The sequence below is a fragment of the Dietzia natronolimnaea genome (genome assembly GCF_002289575.1).
Taxonomy (GTDB): domain Bacteria; phylum Actinomycetota; class Actinomycetes; order Mycobacteriales; family Mycobacteriaceae; genus Dietzia; species Dietzia natronolimnaea_A.
Genome location: NZ_NTGA01000073.1, coordinates 1 through 289 on the forward strand (window position 1 = coordinate 1; position 289 = coordinate 289).

Genomic DNA, 289 nt, shown 5'->3' on the forward strand with positions numbered 1-289 from the left:
TGGTGCCCGACAACCCGACCACCGCCACCCACCGACAGGCCAAGGGCGAAGCGGCCAGGGCAGTCAACGCCCGCTACCAGCAGCTGGCCGACCACTACGGCACCGCGATCGTGCCCGCTCGCGTGCGCAAACCCCGCGACAAGGCAGCCGTAGAGTCCGCGGTGGAAGTGGTCAACAAGCGCGTCATCGGCTACCTCGCCGAGGAGGTCTGGACCACCGTCGAGGCCCTGAACGCCGCCATCGACGACCGTGTCGCGGAGATCAACACCGTCATCCGTCGGGCTGACGG

General features: G+C 68.9%; 1 pseudogene. It reads left to right on the forward strand.

Annotation, left to right across the window (positions count from 1 at the left end):
* A pseudogene (locus CEY15_RS17610) lies at window positions 1–289 on the forward strand (IS21 family transposase); the annotation flags it as partial.